Annotated in this window: 20 protein-coding genes; 14 read left to right on the forward strand and 6 right to left on the reverse strand. The window is 72.8% G+C overall.

Annotated elements, in window-relative coordinates; genetic code table 11:
• Positions 1-6: 6 nt before the first annotated feature.
• Genes ABZS77_RS06110 through ABZS77_RS06120 form a run of 3 tightly spaced genes read right to left on the reverse strand, consistent with a single transcriptional unit; the run spans position 7 to position 1544 of the window.
• Complete coding sequence (locus tag ABZS77_RS06110; protein WP_354817987.1) at positions 7-705, reverse strand: RICIN domain-containing protein; 699 nt, start codon at positions 703-705, stop codon at positions 7-9.
• A 46-nt stretch (positions 706-751) separates the two neighbouring features.
• A complete protein-coding gene (locus tag ABZS77_RS06115) occupies positions 752-1036 on the reverse strand; it encodes a DUF427 domain-containing protein (protein ID WP_354817990.1) in 285 nt (94 codons plus the stop codon).
• A 37-nt stretch (positions 1037-1073) separates the two neighbouring features.
• Positions 1074-1544 (reverse strand): YbaK/EbsC family protein, encoded by a 471-nt coding sequence (locus ABZS77_RS06120; RefSeq protein ID WP_354817993.1) that lies wholly within the window; start codon positions 1542-1544, stop codon positions 1074-1076.
• Positions 1545-1637: 93 nt separating this feature from the next.
• On the opposite strand from ABZS77_RS06120, the gene ABZS77_RS06125 reads away from it, so the two are divergent.
• From ABZS77_RS06125 to ABZS77_RS06165, 9 genes are all read left to right on the forward strand, one after another.
• Positions 1638-3035 carry an FAD-binding oxidoreductase gene (locus ABZS77_RS06125; RefSeq protein WP_354817996.1) on the forward strand — a complete coding sequence of 466 codons (1398 nt, stop codon included), beginning with the start codon at positions 1638-1640 and terminating at the stop codon, positions 3033-3035.
• Positions 3032-4375, forward strand: a complete 1344-nt coding sequence (locus tag ABZS77_RS06130) for a class I SAM-dependent methyltransferase (protein ID WP_354817999.1) — start codon at positions 3032-3034, stop codon at positions 4373-4375. The genes ABZS77_RS06125 and ABZS77_RS06130 overlap by 4 nt, the downstream gene beginning before the upstream one ends.
• A gap of 98 nt (positions 4376-4473) precedes the next feature.
• Entirely contained in the window at positions 4474-5031 is a 558-nt protein-coding gene (locus tag ABZS77_RS06135; protein ID WP_354818002.1) for a helix-turn-helix domain-containing protein, read from the forward strand.
• Positions 5024-5887 (forward strand): SRPBCC family protein, encoded by an 864-nt coding sequence (locus tag ABZS77_RS06140; protein WP_354818005.1) that lies wholly within the window; start codon positions 5024-5026, stop codon positions 5885-5887. The genes ABZS77_RS06135 and ABZS77_RS06140 overlap by 8 nt, the downstream gene beginning before the upstream one ends.
• A 163-nt stretch (positions 5888-6050) precedes the next feature.
• The gene (locus ABZS77_RS06145; RefSeq protein WP_354818008.1) at positions 6051-6284 is read left to right on the forward strand and encodes a zinc-ribbon domain-containing protein; all 234 of its coding nucleotides are present in this window, start codon (positions 6051-6053) and stop codon (positions 6282-6284) included.
• Positions 6285-6291: 7 nt separating this feature from the next.
• Positions 6292-6468: a hypothetical protein gene (locus ABZS77_RS06150; protein ID WP_354818011.1), complete on the forward strand. Its 177-nt coding sequence runs from the start codon at positions 6292-6294 to the stop codon at positions 6466-6468.
• Positions 6469-6643: 175 nt separating this feature from the next.
• Positions 6644-9016 carry a bifunctional diguanylate cyclase/phosphodiesterase gene (locus tag ABZS77_RS06155; RefSeq protein WP_354818014.1) on the forward strand — a complete coding sequence of 791 codons (2373 nt, stop codon included), beginning with the start codon at positions 6644-6646 and terminating at the stop codon, positions 9014-9016.
• A 50-nt stretch (positions 9017-9066) separates the two neighbouring features.
• Complete coding sequence (locus ABZS77_RS06160; RefSeq protein ID WP_354818017.1) at positions 9067-9825, forward strand: MerR family transcriptional regulator; 759 nt, start codon at positions 9067-9069, stop codon at positions 9823-9825.
• A gap of 55 nt (positions 9826-9880) precedes the next feature.
• Positions 9881-10651, forward strand: a complete 771-nt coding sequence (locus ABZS77_RS06165; protein WP_354818020.1) for a hypothetical protein — start codon at positions 9881-9883, stop codon at positions 10649-10651.
• A gap of 7 nt (positions 10652-10658) precedes the next feature.
• Here the strand turns inward: ABZS77_RS06165 and ABZS77_RS06170 are convergent, their stop codons facing one another.
• Positions 10659-11999, reverse strand: a complete 1341-nt coding sequence (locus ABZS77_RS06170) for a serine hydrolase (RefSeq protein WP_354818023.1) — start codon at positions 11997-11999, stop codon at positions 10659-10661.
• 156 nt (positions 12000-12155) lie between these two features.
• Between ABZS77_RS06170 and ABZS77_RS06175 the strand changes: the two genes are divergently transcribed.
• Positions 12156-12440 carry an antibiotic biosynthesis monooxygenase gene (locus tag ABZS77_RS06175; protein ID WP_354818026.1) on the forward strand — a complete coding sequence of 95 codons (285 nt, stop codon included), beginning with the start codon at positions 12156-12158 and terminating at the stop codon, positions 12438-12440.
• Positions 12441-12454: 14 nt separating this feature from the next.
• Here the strand turns inward: ABZS77_RS06175 and ABZS77_RS06180 are convergent, their stop codons facing one another.
• Positions 12455-13993, reverse strand: coding sequence for an SLC13 family permease (locus tag ABZS77_RS06180; RefSeq protein ID WP_354818029.1), 1539 nt, complete (start codon positions 13991-13993; stop codon positions 12455-12457).
• Positions 13994-14045: 52 nt separating this feature from the next.
• Complete coding sequence (locus tag ABZS77_RS06185) at positions 14046-15599, reverse strand: gluconokinase (RefSeq protein WP_354818032.1); 1554 nt, start codon at positions 15597-15599, stop codon at positions 14046-14048.
• Positions 15600-15835: 236 nt separating this feature from the next.
• On the opposite strand from ABZS77_RS06185, the gene ABZS77_RS06190 reads away from it, so the two are divergent.
• The 4 genes from ABZS77_RS06190 (at position 15836) to ABZS77_RS06205 (ending at position 20160) form a co-directional block, all read left to right on the forward strand.
• On the forward strand, positions 15836-16978 hold the full coding sequence (locus ABZS77_RS06190; protein ID WP_354818035.1) for a hypothetical protein: 1143 nt from the start codon (positions 15836-15838) through the stop codon (positions 16976-16978).
• A gap of 45 nt (positions 16979-17023) precedes the next feature.
• On the forward strand, positions 17024-17551 hold the full coding sequence (locus ABZS77_RS06195) for a hypothetical protein (RefSeq protein ID WP_354818038.1): 528 nt from the start codon (positions 17024-17026) through the stop codon (positions 17549-17551).
• Between the two features lie 129 nt (positions 17552-17680).
• Complete coding sequence (locus ABZS77_RS06200; protein ID WP_354818041.1) at positions 17681-18811, forward strand: epoxide hydrolase family protein; 1131 nt, start codon at positions 17681-17683, stop codon at positions 18809-18811.
• A 146-nt stretch (positions 18812-18957) separates the two neighbouring features.
• Positions 18958-20160, forward strand: coding sequence for a hypothetical protein (locus tag ABZS77_RS06205; RefSeq protein WP_354818044.1), 1203 nt, complete (start codon positions 18958-18960; stop codon positions 20158-20160).
• Positions 20161-20183 lie beyond the last annotated feature (23 nt).

A 20183-nucleotide genomic window follows, 5' to 3' on the forward strand; every position in this document is an offset into this window, starting at 1 on the left:
GGCCGGTCAGCCCAGGGTCCACTGCTGCGCGGGGCGGCCGTCGCAGGCGCGCTGCCGGACCTCGTCGTCGGGTTCGTCGCCGTCGTCGTCGGCCTGCCCGCACTTGCCGCTGTGCACGGCCACCAGCAGCACCGGGCCGGAGCCGGTGGGGGACAGCCGCCACTGCTGGTTGGCCCCACCGTGGCAGGGGAACTGGAGCAGCCGCGCGCCGTCGTCGGTACTGCCGCCCTCGACGTCGAGGCACTGCCCGTGGGCGGCGTTGGTGAGCGTCACCACGTCCGCGCTTGCCGGGTTGACGACCCACTGCTGCTCCGGGCCGCCCGTGCAGACGGCCAGTTCGGCCCCCGCCTCCTCGTCGTCGCCGTCAAGCCCCAGGCAGAGGCCGGACGCGACGCGCAGCACCCGGGGCCCGGTGGTCGGCGGCGCCGAGGGGGTCGGCGACGGCTCGGCCGACGGGGTCGGCTCGGTGGCCGGGGTGGCGGGCTCGGCCGCGCTGGACGGCGCGCCGACAGTGGCCGGCACCACCGGCTCGTCGCCGCCGCCGAGCAGCCCGGTCGCGAAGACCACCCCGAGGAGTACGCCCACCAGCCCGACCCCGAGCGCCACCCGCAGCAGCGGGTCGGCGAGCGGACCGGAACCTGCCGCCCGTCGGCGGCCGCCGTAGACGGTGCCGGCGGGGTCGGGGTGTTCCTCGGGCGCGGACATACGGGCCATCCTCACCCACCGCCGGCGGCCACGGCCAGTCGGCGGGTCAGTCGACGACCCGGACGTCCTTCCAGAACGCCACCCGGTCACGCACCATCTCGGCGTCCGGCTTGGGCTCCGGGTAGTACCAGACCGCGTCCTGGCTGGTGCTGCCCTCGTGCTCCAGGGAGTAGTAGGAGGCGGTGCCCTTCCACGGGCAGACGGTGTGCGTCGCGGACTCGCGGATCAGGTCGTCGCGCAGGGCGGAGCGGGGGAAGTAGTGGTTGCCCTCCACCAGCACGGTGTCGTCGCTCTCGGCGATGACCAGGTCGTTCCACACGGCTTTCGGCATACCCCGACACTAGGCCGTGTCGCGGACGGCGGCAGTGTCAGCGGGTGGGCTGCGGGTCGGTGACGTCGGCCACTGTGGCGTCGAGGGCGGTGATCGCGGCGTCGGCGTCGACCGCGACGGCGAGCCCCCGTTCGCCGGCGCCGAGGGTGATCGTCCGGCCGCGCAGCCGCTCGTCGGCGACCACCGGCCAGGCCGTGCTGGCGCCGAACGGGGTGATCGTGCCGCGCTCGTAGCCGGTGGCGGCCAGGGCGCCGGCGGCGTCCGGCATGGAGAGGCGGTGCACGCCGAGCAGGGCGCGGAGCTTGGGCCAGGAGACGACCCGGTCGCCGGGGGTGAGCACGAACAGGTGATCGTCGGCGCCCCGGCGGACGACGATCGTCTTGACCACGTCCGCGACGGCGACGCCCCGGGCGGCCGCCGCCTCGGCCAGGCTGCCGACCGCGCCGTGGCTGACCAACCGGTACGGCAGTGCGGCGGCGTCCAGGGCGGCGATCGCGGGCGACGGCATGACCGCCACGGTAACCGGCGGACCTGCTGCGGGACGGGAAACGACCGGTGCGGACGTCCCACGATTTCCCGGGCACAGGCGTAAGGTGATCACATGCGCGCTGAGCGTGTGGATCACCCCATTGACCATGATCAAGCGGTGGACACGCTGCGGCGGTCGTACGCCGCGGTGCCCACGGGCGAACCTGTCCGGCTCGCCAAACGCACCTCCAACCTGTTCCGCCCCCGGTCCGCACCACGGACCCCGGGCCTCGACGTCAGCGGACTCAACCGGGTGCTCTCGGTCGACCCGACCGGGCGCACGGCCGACGTGCAGGGCATGTGCACGTACGAGGACCTGGTCGACGCGACCCTGCCGCACGGGCTGATGCCGCTGGTGGTGCCGCAGTTGCGCACCATCACGCTCGGCGGCGCGGTCACCGGCCTCGGGATCGAGTCGACCTCGTTCCGCAACGGCCTGCCGCACGAGTCGGTACGGGAGATGGACGTCCTCACCGGCACCGGTGAGATCACCACCGCCCGTCCCGACGGGGAGCACGCCGACCTGTTCGCCGCGTTCCCCAACTCGCTGGGCAGCCTCGGGTACGCCACCCGGCTGCGCATCGAGCTGCAACCGGTCGGTCGCTACGTGGCGTTGCGCAACATCCGGTTCACCCGGCTGGAGGCGCTCACCGACGCGATCGCCGAGGTGACCGCGACCCGGTCCTGGGCCGGTGAGCCGGTCGACGCGATGGACGGGGTGATGTTCAGCCCCGGCGAGGCGTACCTGGTGCTCGCCACGTTCACCGACGCGGCCGGCCCGCCCAGCGACTACACCGGCCAGGGCATCTACTACCGGTCGCTGCGCCGGCGCACCCGCGACGTGCTCACCGCGTACGACTATCTGTGGCGCTGGGACACCGACTGGTTCTGGTGTTCGGCGGCGTTCGGCGCGCAGCACCCGGTGGTGCGTCGGCTCTGGCCGTCGCGGTACCGGCGCAGCGACTTCTACCACCGCCTGGTGCGACTGGAGCACCGGCACCAGGTGGCGGCGCGGATCGACCGGCTGCGCGGCCAGCCGGCCCGGGAACGGGTCGTCCAGGACGTGGAGATCCCGCTGGAACGTACGGCCGACTTCCTGCGCTGGTTCGCGGGCAGCGTGGGGATGAACCCGGTGTGGCTGTGTCCGTTGCGGTTGCGCGAGCCGGCGGGTCCCGGTTCCGCGTGGTCCTGGCCGCTGTATCCGCTCCGGCCGGGGCAGGACTACGTCAACATTGGGTTCTGGGGGAGCGTGCCGATCGCGCCGGGCGCCGCCGACGGCGACGTCAACCGCACGATCGAACGCAGGGTGTCGGAATCGGGGGGCCACAAGTCGCTCTACTCCGACGCGTACTACGACCGGGACGCCTTCGATCGCCTCTACGGCGGCGACACGTGGCGCGCGGTGAAGGACCGCTACGACCCGGACCACCGGCTGACGGGACTGTACGAAAAGGCGGTAGCACGAGCATGAGCCTGACCGACCGAGATCAGGGGGCGGCGAGCGTCCCCGCCACCCCGCCGGCGGGGGGCCGGCAGACGGGTCCGACCGTCGCCGACGTCGTCCGCGCGGTCACCGCCGGGCCGCTTCCGGTGCGGATCGAGGGGTACGACGGCAGCGCCGTCGGCCCGTCCGACGCCGGCATCACCCTGGCGATCCGCTCCGAACGGGGACTGTCGTACCTGCTCACCGCCCCCGGCGACCTGGGCATGGCCCGGGCGTACGTCAGCGGTGACCTGGCGTTGCAGGGGGTGCATCCGGGTGACCCGTACGAGGCGTTGCGGGTGCTCAAGGACGAGCTGCGGTTGCGGCCACCGTCGCTGACCGACGGGCTGGCGCTGGTCCGTGGGTTGGGCTGGGAGCGGCTGATGCCGCCGCCGGCTCCGCCGCAGGAGGCGCTGCCGCGCTGGAAGCGGGTGGTGAACGGGCTGCGGCACTCCCGGGTGAGGGACAGCACGGCCATCTCGCACCACTACGACGTCTCGAACGCCTTCTACGAGAAGGTGCTCGGCCCGTCGATGACGTACACCTGCGCGGTGTACCGGTCTCCGGACGACACGCTTGAGCAGGCCCAGGCGGCGAAGTACGACCTGGTCGCCGGCAAGTTGGCGCTCAAGCAGGGGATGCGGCTGTTGGACGTGGGTTGCGGCTGGGGTGGCATGGTGCGCCACGCCGCCCGCGAGTACGGGGTGAAGGCCCTCGGGGTGACCCTGTCCAAGGCGCAGGCGCAGTGGGCGCAGGCCGCGATCGAGCGGGAGGGGCTGACCGGGCTGGCCGAGGTGCGGCACATGGACTACCGGGACGCGCCGGCGGAGCAGTTCGACGCGGTCTCGTCGATCGGGTTGACCGAGCACATCGGGGTGCGCAACTACCCGACGTACTTCGGGGCGCTCCGGGATCGGCTGCGACCGGGTGGGCGGCTGCTCAACCACTGCATCACCCGGGCGGACAACAGGGCGCCGCACCGCTCCGGCGCGTTCATCGACAGGTACGTCTTCCCGGACGGGGAGCTGGCCGGTCCGGGTCGGCTGATCAGCGAGGTGCACGACGCCGGGCTGGAGGTGCACCACGAGGAGAACCTGCGCCAGCACTACGCGCTGACGTTGGCCGCCTGGTGCCGCAACCTGGTGCAGCACTGGGACTTCTGCGTCTCGGAGGTGGGCGCGGGCACGGCCCGGGTGTGGGGGCTGTACATGGCCGGTTCGCGGATGGCGTTCGAGCGCAACGGGATCCAGCTGCACCAGGTGCTGGCCACCCACAACGGCCCGGAGGGTGTGAACGGCTACCCGCTGCGACCTGACTGGTTGCCCTGACCATCTGCTGACAGTTGCCTGAAGCCGCGCCGGAAGTCGGCGCGGCTTCTCGCGAACCGATTGACAAACAAGTTTTGTACGTACAAACTTATTTTGCCATGAGAGATGTCCTGTACCTGGAGCAGATCGAGCAGGCCGAAGCCCTGCTCAAGCCGCAGCGCGTCGAAGTGCTGCGGCAACTTGCCGAACCGCGCACCTGCACCGAGGTGGCGGCCCGACTCGACCAGACGCCGCAGCGCGTCTACTACCACGTCAAGCAGCTCGTGGCGGCCGGCCTGGCCGAGCTGGTCAACGAGCGCAAGGTCCGGGGGATCACCGAGGGCATCTACCAGGCGGCCGCCCGGTCGTACTGGCTGTCCCCCCGGCTGGTCGGCCGGATCGGGCTGCGCAAGGCCCGCGACGAGCTGAGCCTGGGCTACCTGCTCGACCTGATGGAGGAGGTCCAGGCCGACATCGCCGCCCTGGACCGGGCCGCGCCCGAGCTGCCCTCGATCGGGGTCTCCGGCGAGATCCGGGTGCCCGCCGAGCAGCGCCCACAGTTCCTACACGACCTGCAAACCGCACTTCAGGACCTGTTCACCCGCTACGGCGGCAGCGAAGGCGACGCCTTCAAGCTGGCCGTCGCCTGCTATCCGAAAGGGAACGACAATGAGTGAGCCCATGAAGGTCCAGGCCCGTCTCTCCGCGCCCGTCGGGCGCGTCCGCCAGGCCCTGACCGACCCGGCCGAGCTGCGCGTCTGGCTCGCCGAACACGCCGAGGTCGAGCTGCCCCAGCGGTACGAGTTCTGGGGCCGCTACACACCCGAGGGCGACGCCCCGCACCAGCGGCTGCTGCACGCCGACGACGACACGCTGCGCTTCGGTTGGCTGATCGACGGGGTCGAGACCACCACCGAGTTCCAACTGACCGCCGACGGTCCGGACAGCACCGTACTGACCCTGACCCAGAGCCACTTCGACTTCGCCGAGGCGATGAGCGGCTCCAGCATCCGGGGGGTGCTCCAGACGTACTGGGCGCTGTCCATCGCCAACCTGGCCGCCCACCTGGAGGGCGCGCCGCTGCTGCCCCGTACCGACTTCACCTCCGCCGACCTGCGCGGTCAGCTGGTCATCGCCGCCCCCGCCGACAAGGTGTGGGAGTCGCTGACCGACTCCGAGCAGGCCAGCGCCTGGTTCGGCTACCCCATCGGCATCGAGCCCTGGGTCGGCGGCCGGTACGCCATGGGCGGCTTCGAGAACGGGTTCGCCGCCAAGATCGTCGACCTGGAGCCGGGTCGCCGGATGTCCGTCGACTGGGGCCCCACCGGCGTCACGAACTGGGAGCTGGCCGAGTCCGGCGGCAAGACCACCCTGACCTTCGTGCAGAGCGGCTTCGACGAGACCAACCCCCCGTACGCGGCCTGGAGCGGGTCGGTGGCCGGGCTGGCCGAGCTGCGGCGCTTCCACGAGGTGCCGGCCTGGCAGCCGATCTGGCTCGCCACCGAGGTGCCCGGCCTGGAGCCCGCCAGCTGATCGACCCGCCCGCCCACCGGCAGTCCCGCAGGATCGTGCTCGATCACGGATCCAGTGGCCTCAGAGCGCGACCGAGGCCACTGGATCCCGGATCGAGCACGATCCTTGCGAGATGTCGGGCGGATCTGGTGACTTTTCGCGGTGGAGTGGGTACTGGCGGGCGATGTTCTTCATCTTTGGTCTGCGTACCAAGGTCGACCGGTCCGGTGTCGTGCAGCAGGTCTGCCGACACTGCGGCAACCACGCCGCGCAGGTGATCACCCGACGGTCGACGAAATTCTCCCTCTTCTTCATTCCCCTCATCCCGATCCGCACCCGGTACGCGCAGCAGTGCACGTTCTGCGGGGCGCAGTACGAGATCTCCCGGTCCGACGCCGAACGCCTCCCGGTCGGCTGAGCCGTCGATGGAGCGCTTCCTCTGCTGGCTGATCCGCCGGCCGCCGCCGGCCGCCGCCCCGCCGGTGCACACCGCCGTACGCCCGCCCTGCACCCCCGGCCGGCGGAGGCGTCGTCGTGCCCGCCGTCCCCTGGCCGGCACCAGCCTGCCCCGATCGCCGTGGAACCGCTCCGCCGGCCGCTGACCACACCCGTCGCACGTCTCCGCCCACCGGGCCGGACCGCTCCCTTGTGGCCGGATCGGCCCGACGCGCGCGGCCTTCCGGACCTTGGCGGGCGCCGGGGAGCTGGCTAGGCTTTCGGGGTTTGCCGTGGACAGGTCCGCCGAGGGTGCACGCACGACGAAGAGCCGGAGCGGCCGTGTCGCGACAGGACGTGGAGCAGGCGGCGGGGGAGCCCGCCGCTGCCGAGCCGACCTCTCTGGCGGAGGCCGCCGGGGTGTCGGCCGGCGTCGACCGGCCCGCCGGCGCGGAGACGGGCCGCCTGCCGGCCACCGCCGTCGCACCGGCCCGAACGGGCCGCGTCGGGCTGGTCGCCGCGGGCTCGGTCGTACTCCTGGAGGCCTTCTGGCTCGTCGCGGCGCTGCCGGGCGCCGCGCTCGTCAGCGACCTGGGCGGGATGCTGGTGGCCGGTTGGGCGACAGTCGCCTGCGCCGGGGTGGCCCGTCGACATCCGGCGCCGCTGCGCCGGTTCTGGACGCTGCTCGCCGTCACCATGGCCCTCGCCGCGTGTGGCCGGGCGATCTGGACGGCGCAGCGGCTCGGCGGGGGCGACCTGCCGCACACCCCGCTGGTCGGGGTGGTCTTCACCGCCGGCATCCTCACCGGCACGGCCGCGCTGCTCAGCTCACACTCCGCGCCCCGCACCGGGGTGGGCCGCGCCCGGACGCTGCTGGACGGGGTGATCGTCGCGCTGGCCCTGGTGCCGCTCGGCTGGGTGCTGGTGTTCCGAGGGGTGGCCGCCGCCGAGCTGGCCGATTCGGCGCGCACACTGGGCCTGCTCTACCCGATGTTCGACCTGATGCAGCTCACCATCCTGGTGGCGGTCTCCGGCCCGGCCCGGCCGATGTGGCGTCCCATGAGCGTGCTCGCGGGGAGCCTCACCCTCCGAGTGGTCGCCGACGTCGTCTACGTGTCGCTCGTCGCCCGCGCCGACTACACGGCCGGACATCCGATCGACCTGTGCTGGCCGTTGAGCTACCTGCTGATCGGGCTGGCCACCCGGTACCCGCCGCCGCCGGACTGCGACGGCACCGACGAGGTCGCCGAGTCGCCGCTGCCGCCCTGGTGGCGGGTCGCCCTGCCGTACCTGCCGGTGGGCGGGGCCGTCATCGCGGTGCTGCTGGCCCGGCGGCCCAGCGGGCAGACCCCACAACTGATCTTCGTGACGATGATGGTGCTGCTCGCCGCCCTCGCCGTACGACAGGGGCTGGCCGCGAACGAGAACCTGCGGCTGGTGGCCCGGCTGCGCCGGCTCGCGTACGGCGACCAACTCACCGGGCTGCCCAACCGGCTGCTGTTCAACCGGCTGCTGCGGCTCGCCCTGCGCGACCGGCGACCGGTGGCGGTGCTGCTGCTCGACCTGGACGGGTTCAAGCAGGTCAACGACCGTTTCGGGCATGCCACCGGTGACACCGTGCTGACCGGGCTGGCGGCCCGGATGCGCGCCGCCGTCGACGACGACGGCACCATCGCCCGGCTGGGCGGCGACGAGTTCGCGGTGCTGGTGGACCGGGACCGGGCGGTGTCGCCGGAGCGGCTCGCCGAACGACTGCTGGACGCCCTGCGCCCCTCGGACGGCGACGACGACGCGGGTGTGCACCCGTCGGCGAGCATCGGCATCGCCGAGTACGGCCCGCAGCACACGTCCCACACCGACCTGCTGCGGGACGCCGACATCGCCATGTACGCGGCGAAGGCGGCCGGGAAGGCGGCGTACCGGACGTGCACGCCTGGGCTGCGCGAGTCGGCGGTCTCCCGCGCCGAGCTGATCGCCGACCTGCGGCGGGCGGTCGACGAGGAGCAGTTGCACCTGGAGTTCCAGCCCATCGTCGACCTGGCCACCGGCTCGGTGCGCAGCGCGGAGGCGTTGGTGCGGTGGCGGCATCCGCGGCTGGGGATGCTGCCACCGGCGAGGTTCCTGCCGCTCGCCGAGGAGACCGGGTTGATCCTGCCGATCGACAGGTGGGTGATTCACGAGGCGTGCCGGGCGGCGGCGACGTGGCGGGTACGGGCGCCGGAGGCCACCGTGGCGGTCAACATCGCCGCCGCGCACCTGCGCCGACCGGATCTGATCGCCACGGTCACCGCGGCCACCGCCGGGGCGGGGCTCGCGCCGCGCGCGTTGACCCTGGAGTTGACCGAGTCGGCGCTGATCGAGGGCACCGACGCGGTGCTGGAGCGGCTGCACCAGCTCCGGGGGCTGGGCATCGCCATCGCCATCGACGACTTCGGCACCGGCTACTCGTCGTTGAGCTACCTGCACCGCATCCCGGCCACCGAGCTGAAGATCGACCGTTCGTTCGTGGCCCGGCTGGGGTCGGACGACCGGGCGTACGCCACGGTGGAGATGGTCACCCGGCTGGCCGGCGCGTTCGACCTGGCGGTGGTCGCCGAGGGGGTGGAGACCGAACGCCAGCACGAGGCGGTCTCCGCGATCGGCTGCCCGCGCGGTCAGGGCTTTCTGTACGGGCGGCCGGACGGCGCCGCGACGGTGGGTCAGAATCGGGCTTGACCCTCACGTAGCGGCAGGCGGGAGCCTGGTTCCCGGAAGGGAGGGGAACCATGGCGTACACGGTGGGCCAGGTGGCGAGGGTGGCCGGCGTCACGGTGCGGACGTTGCACCACTACGACGAGATCGGCCTGCTCTCGCCCAGCGGGCGGACGTCGGCCGGTTACCGCCGCTACGACGACGCGGACCTGCAACGGCTGCAACTCGTCAGGTACTACCGGGAGCTTGGTTTCCCGCTTGAGGAGATCGCCGCGATCATCGACGACCCGGCGGCCGATCCGGCCGCGCACCTGCGCCGCCAGCACGAGCTGCTGACGGTACGGATCAAGAGGTTGCAGGAGATGGTCACGGCGATCGAGTTCGCGATGGAGGCGAGCAAGTTGAACATCCAACTCACGCCCGAGGAGCGGTTCGAGGTCTTCGGGGACTTCCGGCCGGAGGAGCACGAGGCCGAGGCGGAGCAGCGCTGGGGTGACACCGACGCGTACCGGGAGTCGAACCGGCGGGCCTCGCGCTACGGCAAGGACGACTGGCTACGGATCAGGGCGGAGAACGAGGACTGGGGTCGACGGATCGTCGCGGTGCTGGCCTCGGGTGCCCCGGCCGACAGCCCGGAGGCGATGGAGTTGGCCGAGGAACACCGGCAGATCATCGGCCGCTGGTTCTACGACTGCTCGTACGAGATGCACACCGGTCTGGCCGACATGTACCTGGCCGACGAGCGGTTCACGGCGCACTACGAGGCCATCGCCCCCGGTCTGGCGGCGTACCTGAACGAGGCGATCCACGCCAACGCGATCAGCCGCGCGTGACGCGGTGCGGTCCGGCTAGTCTGGCCGGACCGCACCCGCCCCCGGGGAGATGACCGTGCAGAAACCGAAGCTGATCGCCGCCGGCGCCGTCCTCGCCGTGGCGGTCGCCGCCGGGGTGTGGGCGCTGGTCGCCGCGGGCGACGAGCCGTCGGCGCCCCGCCCGTCGGCGTCGGTGGAGGCGACCGACCCGGTCGGTGTGCTCCGGGCCGCCGCCGCGAAGGCCGACGAGCAGCCGTACAAGCTGACCGTGGGCACCGGCGGCGCGGACGGCGACGCCACTGTGGTGCTGTGGGATCCGAGGGCGAAGCGTGGTCTGGAGACGACCTCGTTGAAGGTGCCCACCGGTGTGGTGAAGATCGAGCGGTTGACCACCGGCCCGGACGTGTACGTGCGGGTCACCGCCCCGGACCGGCGCGTCCCGGTCTGGGACGGCAAGACCTGGTGGCACGTCGGCGCGCCGGGTGCGCCGGCCGCGAAGCAGGGCCTGGACAACACGCGGTTGGCGAGCACCCTGGCCGCGCCCGCCGGGGTGCGGCAGACGGGGGTACGCGAGTACGCCGGCACGTTGGACCTGCGGGGCAGCGGCGAGGTGCTGGGCAGTGGGTTCGGGAAGGTGCTGGGGGACCGGGCCGGCGCGGTGCCGTTCACGGCGTCGGTCGACGAGCAGGGTCGGCTGGTCCGCTACCGCATCGAGTTGGCCAGCGAGCAGTCGCAGACGGCCCAGCTCGACCTGACGTACTCGGATTTCGGGCTGTCGGTGACGGCCGACCCGCCGGCCGCCGACGTGGTCGGCGAGGATCCGCCGGCGAACATCCCGGGCGCCTGACAGCGGGTCACTCCTCGACCGCCCCGTCGGTGGGGGTGACCAGGAAGTCGTAGACGGTGCGGGCCATCCGACGTACCGTCTCGTCGCCGGTTTCCATGGGTCCGGCGGTGAGGAAGGCGACGGCGGTCTCGGTGCCGGGGATCAGGTAGTAGCCGACGTCGTGTGACGCGTCGGGTAGGTCGCCGGTCTTGTGGGCGACCGGCACGCCGGGTGGCAACGCCGCCGGGATCTTGGTGTTCAGGGTCTGCTCCCGCATGAAGCCGATCATCAGGTCGCGGGAGGCGGGGGTGAGGATCTCGCCGTCCCAGACCGCGCCGAGCAGCGACACCACGTCGTCCGGGCTCGTGTAGTTCTCCTCGCCCCGCTGGGCGGCGGCGCTGTCGAGCATCCGGCGGGCCAGGATGGTGGAGCGTTGGTTCATCGAGTCGATCAGCGCGTTGACCGGGGCGAACCCGCCCAGGTAGGTGATCAGCACGTTCGCGGCGACGTTGTCGCTGTACTTGATCAGGTATTGGGCGAGCCGGTGCAGGGTCACGACCTGCGGGAACGTCTCGTACTGGAGCTGGCCGGTGCCGCCGACGACGTCGGCCGGGGTGACCAGCACACCGTCGTCGAGCGACACCTGTGCACAGTCGACCCGGCGGAGCAGTTCGACGAGGATCCACAGCTTGATGACGCTCGCGGCCTTGGGACGCAGCGCGCCGTTGACCGAGATCTGCTGGTCGCCGTACCGCCCGGACAGGTCGCGTACGGTCACCCCGGCCGGGTTGCGGCTCGCGTCGGCGACGACCCGGGCGAGTTGCCCGCTGAGCGGGAAGAGGCGGGCTCCGGCGACCTGGTCGGTGGGCGGCTGCGGGCTGGTGACGACCACGCCGGTCAGCTCGACCGGCTGTGCCTGCGGTCCGGATACCACGATCGCGCCCGAGCCGCGCCCGACCAGGGGCACCCGGTAGCGGAAGCTCCTGCCGTCCACTGTCACCTCGCCGCTTGCCACACCGGCGGCGACCCGCATGTCCGGGTCGGCGACCCGGCCGGTGTCGCCGTCGCAGGCGCGGTAGCGCACGGTGTGTCCGAGCGGGTCCACCGCGAACGCCCCGCCGGGGAACGACAGCCAGGACACCTCGCTCGTCGGTGCCCGCTCGGGGGCCGGGTCCACACCGGGCTCGTCGCCCTGGTCGTCGGCGGGCTCAGCTCCGTACCCCGGTTCGGCCTGCCGCTCCGGCTCCGCGACGGGCCCGTGGCCCGGGCCGTCCGCGGTGGCCGGGCCGGTCGTCACGACCACCGCGAGCGCGACCGCCGCCGTCAGCCACTTCAGCGGTACGCCAGGATTTTTGTCGCTTTTTCTCACGTTCGCACGATATGAAGCCTCGGGGGCGGGTGGGGTCGCCGGGACTGGTGTCACCCGTCCGGGCGGCGCAGTCCCCGATAGCCTGCTTCCACAGCGGCATCAGGAAGCCTCAGCGGAACCACGCCCCTCAGTAGTCCCGACCCGGAAGGCCCCACAATGTTGATCATCGCCGGCAGCTTGCAGGTCGACCCCGCCGCGCGCGACGGCTACCTCGCCGACTGCGCGCCGGTGATCGCGCAGGCGCGCGCCGCCGACGGCTGCCTCGACTTCCTGCTCGCGCCCGACCCGCTGGAGCCGGGCCGGATCCACGTCTACGAACGCTGGGAGTCCGCCGAGCGGTTGGAGGCGTTCCGCGGCTCCGGGCCGGACGACGCGCAGACGACGGCGATCCTCGACGCCGACGTGCGGCGCTACGTGATCGCCGCCGTCGAGGAGGCCTGACCGGGCCACGCCCGTCACAGCAGAAGGTCGAGCAGGAGCACACCGGCGAAGCCGACCACCGAGATGATCGTCTCCATCACCGACCAGCTCTTGATGGTCTGCCCCACGGTCAGTCCGAAGTACTCCTTGACCAGCCAGAAGCCCGCGTCGTTGACGTGCGAGAAGAACAACGAGCCGCAGCCGACCGCCAACGCCAGCAGGGCCACGCCGGGCCGGTCCATGCTCGCCGCGAGCGGCGCCACGATGCCGGCTGCGGTGATGGTGGCGACCGTCGCCGAGCCGGTGGCGACGCGGATGCCGACCGCGACGAGCCAGCCCAGCAGCAGCGGGGACAGGCTGGCGTCCTTGGCGGCGTCGGCGACCAGGTTGCCCACCCCGGCGTCCACCAGCACCTGCTTGAACCCGCCGCCGGCCGCCACGATCAGCAGGATGCCGGCGATCGGCGGCAGCGAACCGCCGATCACGGAGGAGACCTGGGACCTGTTGAAACCGGCCTGGTAGCCGAGCGTGAACATCGCCAGGATCACCCCGGCGAGCAGCGCCACGATCGGCGTACCGACGATGTCCAGGGTTTTCCGCCCCGCCGTGCCCTCGTCGAGGGCCAGCTCGCCGATCGCGCGCAGCAGCATCAGCACCACCGGCAGCAGCACGGTGATCACCGCCGGCCAGAACGCCGGGGTGCGCCGGGCGGTCTCGGTGCCACTGTCGTCGACCGGCGCGCCCGGTCGACCGCCACCCGGATTGACCAGGTCGTCGTCGGTGAGCAGGTCACCGTCCACATCGCGCTGCCGCGCCCCCGCCCCGGACCCGCCCGCCCGGCCGGCGTCGTCGCGGCGGGTCGGCAGCAGGGCGGCGGGAGCGGTCGCCGGCACGTACCGGGCGATGATGGTGCCGAACACCGGGCCGGAGATGATCACCGTGGGGATCGCCACGAGCAGCCCCAGCCCGAGCGTCAGACCCAGGTCGGCGTCGAGCGAGGAGATCGCCACCAGCGGGCCGGGGTGCGGCGGTACGAGGCCGTGCAGCACCGACAGGCCGGCCAGCGCCGGGATGCCGATCTTCATGAGCGGTACGTCGGTGCGCATCGACACGAGCAGCACGATCGGCACCAGCAGCACCACGCCGACCTCGAAGAAGAGCGGCAACCCGATGAGCGCGGCCACCCCGGCCATCGCCCAGGGCAGCGCCCGGCCGGAGACCCGGTTGACGATCCGGCCGACGATGCCGTCCGCGCCCCCGGACTCGGCGAGCAGGCCGCCGATCATCGCGCCGAGGGCGATCAGCAACCCCACACCGCCGACCGTCGAACCGACCCCGGCGGTGAACGAGGTGATCATCTTGTCGGGCGCGACGCTGGCGACCACGCCCAGCACCGCCGCGCCGAGGATCAACGACAGGAACGGGTGCACCTTCGCCCACGCGATCAGCAGCACCACGGCGGCGATGCCGAGCAGGGCGGCGACGACGAGCTGGGCGTCGCCGGCGGTGGTCACCGGTTCGGCCGGCGCGGCGAGGGTGGTCAACGGTGCGGCGAGGGCGGGGGGTGGGGGCACGGTGATCACGACCTTCGGGACGGGGTCGGCCCGAGGCGGGCCGGCCGAAGGGTCACATCGGGGGTCCTGCTGAGGGTTCGGATTCCGCGGGCAGGCCGGGTGCCAGCCGGCGCATCGAGGTGAAGGTGGGCGTCAACGCGTCGTACAGCTCGGCGAAGAGCGGCAGCAACGCCGCGTACGTGGCCGAGGCGGCCGGATCGGGGTGGACCGTCTCCTCGATCCGTACCAGGTCGGCGGCGACGTCGATGCTGGGGATCAGGCCCAGCGCCTGCATGCCCAGCAGCGCCGCGCCGAAGCTCGACCCCTCGTGCCCGGCCGGAAAGCTCACCGGCAGGCCGAGCACGTCGGAGAGCATCTGCCGCCACAGGCCGCTGCGGGCGAAACCGCCACCGGCGCGGATCTCACGGACCTCGTTGCCGGCCGCGCGTACCGAGGCGAGCACGAGCGCGAGCTGCTGGCAGACCCCCTCCAGCGCGGCCCGGACCAGGTGCTCGCGGCGGTGCCCGTGGGTCAACCCGACGTACGCGCCGCGCGGCAGGGCACTCCAGTGCGGTGCCCGCTCGCTGTGCAGGTACGGCAGCATGATGAGCCCGCCCGAGCCGGCCGGCGCGCGGGCGGCGAGGCCGACGAGCTCCTCCTCGGAGTGCTCGCCGAGATCCGGGGCGAGCGCCTCGGCGGCCCACTTGAGCACGATGCCGCCGTTGTTGATGGCGCCGCCGACCGCCCACCGGTCCTCGGTCAGGGCGTAGCAGAACACCCCGCCGAGCGGGTCCACGCCCGGCTGCTCGACCATCACCCGCATCGCCCCGCTGGTGCCGATCGAGCAGGCCACCATGCCGGGGTGCACCGCGCCGAGGCCCAGGTTCGCCAGCGGGCCGTCGCCGGCGCCGACGACCACCGGGGTACGCCGAGGCAGGCCGGTCACCGCCGCGGCCTGCGCGGTGAGCCCGGGCAGGACGGCAGTGGTGCCGACCAACTGGGGGAGTTGCTCCTCGGTGATGCCGGCGACGGTGAGCGCCTCGGTGTCCCACTCCAGCCGGTGGATGTCCATCAGGCCGGTGGCCGAGGCGACCGAGTGGTCGACGACGAGCGCCTCGCAGAGCCGCAGCAGCACCCAGTCCTTGATGCCGACCCAGTGCGCGACGCGTTCGAAGAGCTTCGGCTCCTGCTCGGCGAACCACAGCAGCTTGGGCAGCGGCGACATCGGGTGGATCGGGGTGCCGGTACGCCGGTGCAGCGCCAGGCCGGACGGCACCGCCCGCAGCCGCTCGGCCTGTCGGGTGGACCGGGAGTCGGCCCAGGTGACCGACGGGGTGAGCGGGTTGCCGTCCGCGTCCAGGCCGATGAGGCTGTGCATCGCGGAGCTGAACGACAGGCCGGCGACCGGCTCGACCAGCTCGGCCACGACCATGCTGACCGACTTGAGCACCGCTTCGAGGATGAGCTGCGGGTCCTGTTCGGCGTACCCGGGCTGCGGGTCGTCCAGCGGGTAGCCGACCGAGTGGCTGCCGAGCTGCCGCCCCTCGGTGTCGTACGCGACGGCCTTGGTGCTCGTGGTGCCGATGTCCACGCCGATGACCACGGCGGGTCGGGTGTCCTGCGGCACGACCCTCACCCCCTCGGTACGGCGGTGCGGCGGCGTCGCCACCCGGCTGCGGCTGACGTTACCGAGGCGGAGACCGCTCCGCACGGCACGACGAATCGACGCAGCAGTATCGGCCTATCGTGTGGGTTGCTCCGCCGATCGGATACTTCGCCCGTTTCGGCGTTTCCGGCCGGCGCGCCAGCCCTGTTAACACTGTGACACCCCAGATTGGTGGCCTACGCGGCGAAGGAGTCGGCGTGGCAAAGACTGATTCGACGGGTTCCACCTGGCGGTACCGGTGGGCGCACCGGCAGAACGTGCGGCGGGTCAGCACGTACCGCGGCGCCGAGGCGGCGTGGCGTCGCCGGGACGACGAGTTACGGCGACTGCGCGCCCTGGCCGCCGACTTCCAGGGCTCCGCCGCGGCCGGCGCGGGCCTGCCACTGGAGTTGGCCGCCGACGAGGTGGTGCTCTGGGCGTTGCCCGCAGCGCAGCTCGTCGAGGTCCGGCACACCAGCGTGCTGCCCGCCCCGGACCTGACTGTCGCCCCACCGGACGCGCCGCTGCGCCCACGCCGCCCGGACGGCGTACGCGTCACCGACGCCGGCATGGCGGTCATCACCAGCCGCCGCCTGGTCCTGCTCGGCGGACGCGGCCGGCGTGACTGGGCGTACGGCCGGATGACCGGCCTGGCCCACGACCCGGCGGCTCCGGTCACCCTGATCCAGGTGCTCGACCGGCGGCGTACCTCCGGGCTGCTGCTGCCCACAGACGCCGCGCCGGACTTCCGGTTCAAGCTGACGCTCGCGTTCGCCGACGCGATCGAACAGCGCGCCGCGGTGGTCGACCAACTCGACGAGCTGATCGCCGAGCACGCCCAGCTCAAGCCGTTCCGGCCGGCCGTGGCCACGCCCGCGCAGGCCCGGCTCACCGCACGGGTGCCAGGTGGGCGGCGGACCGTCGCGGTGGCCGCGGCCGTCGCGTTGCTGGTGCCGGCGGCGTTGATCGAATCGGACCCGTCCGACCCGACCGGCGGGGCGGAGGTGGCCGCCGCCGCCACCCCGGCGCCCACGCCCAGCCTTGCCCCCGCGCTGATACTCCCGGCGACGCCCGGGCGCAGCACCGCGCCGAAGCCGACGAAGTCGCCACGCCCGTCGCCGAGCACCAGCCGCGACGCGCGCTGCGGAGCACCGGAGAACCCTCTGGGGTACGACTTTTGCGGCGGGACCCGGATCCGCCGGCCCGCCGCCGAGGTCTGCGACTGGTTCGACTGCGCGCCCGAGTTCTGGGCCGGTCGCGGCTACCTCGTGCAGTGCCGGGACGGTTCGGTGAGCCTTACCGGAGGCCGGTCCAACGCCTGCGCCGACCACCGAGGTGTCCGTCGTACCATCTCGAAGTGACCGATTTGGGGGTAGACGTCCCCTTCGGTCGGCCAGAATGACCGAGTGGAGATCCGGTCCGACGACGGTGCCCGGGTGCGGATCCGCCCGGTGGGCTACCAGCCCGGCATCAACCCGCCCGACGAGCCCGACCGGGCCGCGCCGGGCTGGCGGGACTGGCTGCTCATCGAGGTCGACGCGCGCACCGCCGACGGCCAGACCTGGTCACACCACTACCCGAGCCTCATGGTCGAGGAGGCCCGCGCGCTCGGCGGCTGGCTGCACGGGCAGGCGTCGGCGGCGCTCGGGCCGGGCTCGCCGCCGGCCACGGTCCGCTTCACCGAACCCAACCTGGCCCTGCGGACCCGGGTGATCCGCCGGCGACGGCTGGAGCTGACTGTCGAGTTCTCCGCCGAGTCGCTGCCGCCGTGGATGCGCCGCCCGGTCACCGCCGTCTACCCGCTGGTCCTCACCGTCTCCGCGGACGCCCTCGCCGTCGCCGCCGAGCAGTGGATGGCGCACTGCGAGGCGTACCCGCCGCGCGTCCGGTCGCGGTTCCCGGCCCGGGGCTGGCTCCCCGACCCACTGAGCTAGAGTGATCGTCGTCAGCCCGCAGAGGAGGTGAGCCCGATGACCACCGATCGTCATTCCCGGGCGCTCCTCTCCGCCGTCCCCCTCAGCTGACCTTCCGCGTCGGGGAGCGCCCTCCTTATCGGAGGACCAATGTCTCACTCCCCGTTCCGCATCGATGTGTCCGATGCGGTCCTCGACGACCTGCGGGCCCGTCTGGCCCGTACCCGTTTCACCCCCCGCGTCGGCGACCGGCCGTGGCAGGGCGGCGTCGACCCCGACTACCTGCGGGACCTGGTGTCGTACTGGCACGACGGATTCGACTGGCGAGCCCGCGAAGCCGAACTGAACGCGTACCCCCAGCACCTGGCCGTCGTCGGCGGCCGGAAGCTGCACTTCCTGCACGTCCGTGCCGACCGCCCGGCCGGTACGCCCGCACCGCCGCCGGTGCTCCTCAGCCACGGCTGGCCCAGCAGCTTCGTCGAGATGCTGCCCCTGGTCGACCGGCTGACCAGCCCCGCCGGCGGCGGGTTCGACGTGGTGGTGCCCTCGCTGCCCGGCTTCGGCTTCTCGGAGCTGCCAGACGGGCCGGTGACCCGCGCGGTTCTCGCTCGGACGCTGCACGAGCTGATGACCGACGTGCTCGGCTACCAGCGGTACGGCGCCTTCGGCGGCGACGTCGGTGGGGTGGTCACCGGCTGGCTCGGTGCCCTGTACCCGGACCAGGTGGCCGGCATCCACATGATCCATCCACCGTTCCCGGCGAGCTTCGACGCCCGTCCTCTGTCGCCGGCCGAGCGGGCGTTCCTGGACGCCGAGGCCGTGTACGACGAGACCGACGGCGGCTACAGCGCCATCATGGGGACGCGCCCGGACACCCTCGCGGCGGCGCTCGCCGACTCACCGGCGGGCCTGGCGGCCTGGCTCGTCGACAAGTACCGCGACTGGAGCGACAACCACGGCGACCTGGCGAACAGCTTCGACGCCGACACCCTGCTCACCATCATCACGCTGTACTGGGTCACCGGCACGATCGGCTCGTCGTTCCGGCAGTACGCCGACTTCGCGCACAACACCCCGCGGCCCGACATCACCGTGTCCGCCGCGTTCACGCTGAGCACCGAACCAGCGATGGCCAACTTCCCGCGCGAGATCGCCGAGCGGGCCTGCACCGACATCCGGCACTGGAGTGAGCCCGGCCGGGGCGGGCACTTCATGCCGCTGGAGGAGCCGGATCTGTTGGCCGGTGAGCTGAGGGAGTTCTTCACCTCGCTGCAGAGGTGATGTCCGGCGGCGGAGCCGATCCCGAGGTGGTCGGCTCCACCGCTGCCGGTCGTTGTCCGTCAATTCTCTCCTTCCGGACCAAAGGGGAGTATCGATCGCGTCCGCGTTGCCTGTCACGTACGTGAGCGGTTGTACCGCGTGTGACCGTGACCTCACTGGCGTCGTCCCCGTGGCGGGTCGCCTGGGCCGAACGCGAAAACGAGCGGCGTCGGCGCGCGTACCGCGACGCCACCGACGCCTGGCGACGCCGCAACGACCACCTGGTCCGGCTCCGCATCGAAGCCGCCAGCTTCCTCGGGTGTACGCAGCCCCGCACCGGCCTGCCGGTGGACCTGGACCACGACGAACTCGTCTTCCGCGTCGTCCCCGTCGCCGAACTGGTCGAGGCCGAGGCGCGGCACATCCCCGGGCTACCCACGCCCGGCCCGTGCACCTTCAGCGAGACGCCCGGCGGCCCCCTGCCGGCGGGCCTGCGGGTCGTCGACACCGGCCTGGCCGTCGTGACCAGCCGCCGGGTGGCGTTCGCCGGCCGGGAGCACCGGCGCGAGTGGCGGTACGCGGCCCTGGTCGGCGCCGCCCACCACCCCGACGTGCCGGTCACCCTGCTGCCCGACCACAGTCGACTGTCCGGGCTGCTGGTCCCGGCGAGCGCGGTGGTGAACTTCCGCTTCTACCTGACCCTCGCGGCCACCGACGATCGCGCCGCCCTCACCGCGCATCTCGACGCGCTGCTCGCCGCTCATCAGGGCGCGCGGCCCACGCCGCTGCCGCTGGCGGGTCCGGAGGAGGCGCCGCCCACGGCCGTACGTCCCGACCGCCGGTTGACCGCGGTCGCCGCCGTCACGGCAGTGGTCATCGCGACACTGGGACCGGGTGCCTTCGGGTCGGGCGGGCGTTCTGCGGAGGCGACTGCGGTGGTGGACGTATCGGCGGCCGTGCATGTCGAGGTGCCGGTGCGCCCCATCGGCCCGGTCCTGCCCGGCGGGCCCGTTCTGCCCGGCCGGCCGGCCTCCCCGATCGGGCCGGCCGTGCCGGTGGCGCTGGTGCGGCCTTCGGCAGGGGTGGTGGAGCGTGCGGCACCGGGTGCGCCGGCCCGGCCGGTCGTCAGGGCGTCTCGCCCGGCGACTCCCGCTCCATCCGCCGTACCGCCGGCCCCGCCGGTGCCGACCCCCGGCCCAGCTCGGACGGCCTCGCCCCCACCGGCGCTCCCAACGCCCAGCGCTTCGGCCACGCCGACCTCCCCCGCCCCGAGTCCGACGCCGTCCGATTCCACGCTTGTGGCGGTCTGCCTGGACCCTCTTCAGCTCCCGCTGTTGGACAAGCTGCTCTGCCCGTCGGCGGCGCCCTGAGCGGCGTGTCCGCTGTCGGGTGG

The sequence above is a fragment of the Micromonospora sp. NPDC005298 genome, assembly GCF_040607375.1.
Taxonomy (GTDB): Bacteria; Actinomycetota; Actinomycetes; order Mycobacteriales; family Micromonosporaceae; genus Micromonospora.